Raw genomic sequence first — 2,686 nt, 5'->3', positions numbered from 1 at the left:
TATAGTTTTTTACTCCCAGCTGTCTGCACTTTGGTGCATGCAGGATTACGCATCAGATACAAAGAAAAACGCAATACAAAGAACTGAGGGCACATTTATCGGGGCGTTATACGGCCTGATTGTTTTGGTTATGTTTAACAGTGTTTCTCTGGACGGATACTTGGCTGTTTGTGCCCGAGCCCTGACGGTTGCGGCTTTTATAGTGCCGATTATCTACACGACAGTCATTTTGAACAGGAGGAATGCTTCCTATTTTTCCTGCGTGGTCTTTTTAAGCATCGTTGTTAATCACGCAAACGATATTAATCCGTACCTGTTCGTTTTAAATCGTGTGCTTGATACGATGATAGGTATCGCTATCGGTGTGGGGCTTAATCTTTTCAGGTTTAAGCGAAAAAAGAATCAGGACACGCTGTTTATTTCAGGCCTCGACGACACTTTATTTAATGAGAACAACAACCTTTCGGCATACAGTCGCGTGGAACTTAACAGGATGATTGACGAAGGGCTTAATTTCACCATTTCAACCATCAGGACACCGGCTTCACTGATAGACCCCCTAAGGGATATTCGCTTAAAACTGCCTGTGATAGCCATGGACGGGGCGGCACTTTTTAATATAAGCGAAAAAAGATTTGAGAAGGTTTATATCATTCCGATGGAGATTGCCCGGGAGGTGTCAAAGTTCTTTGAAAAGCTGGAACAGCCCTTTTTTGCCAACATAGTAATAGACGATACCGTACTGATTTATTACAATAAAACCGACAGTGAAATATATAACAGGATTGTTGAGGAACTCAGGAAATCTCCATATCGAAACTATATAAACAGGCGCGCTCCCGAAAATGAAAATGTTGTCTACTACATGACCGTAGATAAAAAAGAAAGAATCGCGGACGTGCTAAGTTCATTTAAGGCAGCGGGTTTTGACCGACTTCTTAAAATCACGGTTTCGGATTCGAGCGAGTACGAAGGATACACCTATTTAAAAATCTATAATCGCAATGCTTCCAAAAAGAACATGATAGATTATCTTCTGCAAATGACCGATGTTAAGTCTGTTTCGACATTCGGTACAATACCGGGGCAGTATACGCACCTTATTACGCCGGGAGATTCAAATACTGTGGTCAGGATGATAAAGCATGATTTTGAAAGATAAAAACGGGGGTGGCAAATGGTTACACTAAACGATTATCTCTACAACGGTGACACGGTACTTAAAATAATTCAGAAATATTCCAAGAATCTGAAGTAAGAGTCTGTGAGGAACGGAATAAATATTTCAACAGCTTGATTGTGCATAGGGGGCAATATTGTTAGGCCACACATTTTATGAGTGATGACGGGAATCGGAAACGAAGAAAACCGGCTTCAAAATGGCACAAAATCGGGATTCTTAGTTGAAGAACCGGCGAAATAGCGCGAAATGCTGAGAAATTAAACGAAAGGAGGAGTTGTTGTAGGAGGCAGCTGCTTCCTTTTTTCTTGCATTTTTCTCAAAATTTTCTCATAGGGAGAAGGTTTTAACGGGGATTCGCGTAAATTATCAATGGAATTATACGGGGATTCGCGCGGAATTTGTGTTTACACTAACGGGGATTTGAGATATACTTTCAGTAGAAAGAGGTGGGTATAAATGGAAAAACCTGTATTTAGAAGAAAAATATATGACGAAATTCTTGAGTGGAAAGAGAATAGAAGCGAAAAATATGCGCTACTGATTAAGGGTGCGAGACGAGTCGGCAAATCTACAATAGCTGAAGAATTTGCTAAGAAAGAGTTTAAATCATATATCATGATTGACTTTGCACATACAAGCAAGGAGATAAAAGAACTGTTTGATGATACCTATGATTTGGATTTTTTCTTTCTGCAGTTGCAGCAGTTAACCGGGACCAGGTTATACGAGAAAGAGTCAGTAATTATTTTTGATGAAGTTCAGTTACTTCCGAAAGCAAGGCAGGCTATCAAGTATCTTGTGGCTGATGGTAGATACAAATATATCGAAACAGGATCATTAATATCTATCAGGAAGAATACGAAAGACATTTTGATTCCCAGCGAAGAACATAAAATATCCATGTATCCTATGGACTTTGAGGAGTTTTTGTGGGCAATTGGTGATGAACTGACAGTTCAGACGATAAAAACGCTTTTGGAAAAGAAGCGACCTGCCGGAAACGTGATGCATAGAAACCTTATGAGGATATTTAGATTGTATATGCTTATAGGCGGTATGCCGCAGGCCATAGAAACATATTTGGAGCAGAATAATCTGCAGGCGGTGGATGATACTAAGAGAGAGATTATAGATCTTTACGAAGAAGATTTTACAAAAATCGATGCGTCCGGTCTAGCCGGTGACATTTATGATGCTATACCGGCAAACCTTAGTAGCAATGCATCCAGATATGTGTTGTCAAATGCGCGTGAGGGGGCCCGTTCCGAGCAGGTGCGAGATTTGTTACCTGATATGTTAAGCTCATACACGGTTAATATTGCTTATCATGCTAATGACCCCAGTGTGGGAATGTCACTTGAGAAGGATGCCGGAAGATACAAACTCTTTACATCCGATGTGGGCTTATTTGTGACGCTTGTTTTCAAGGACAAAAATTATACGGAAAATGTAATATACAATAAGCTGCTTTCGGATAAACTGCAAAAGAATATGGGCTATGTC

Annotated in this window: 2 protein-coding genes; both read left to right on the top strand. The window is 40.2% G+C overall.

Annotated features, from left to right (window positions below):
* The coding region (locus J6U00_RS00425) for an HAD hydrolase family protein (RefSeq protein ID WP_296577488.1) at window positions 1-1,162 on the top strand (1,162 nt) is incomplete at its 5' end.
* Between the two features lie 477 nt (window positions 1,163-1,639).
* Window positions 1,640-2,686, top strand: a 1,047-nt coding sequence (locus J6U00_RS00420; RefSeq protein WP_296577486.1) for an AAA family ATPase, incomplete at its 3' end; no start/stop codon positions are given.

The organism is Ruminococcus sp., from assembly GCF_017650195.1.
Taxonomy (GTDB): Bacteria; Bacillota; Clostridia; order Oscillospirales; family Ruminococcaceae; genus Ruminococcus.
The sequence above is the reverse complement of the archived record's forward strand: the minus strand, read 5'-3'. Positions and strand labels throughout refer to the sequence as shown.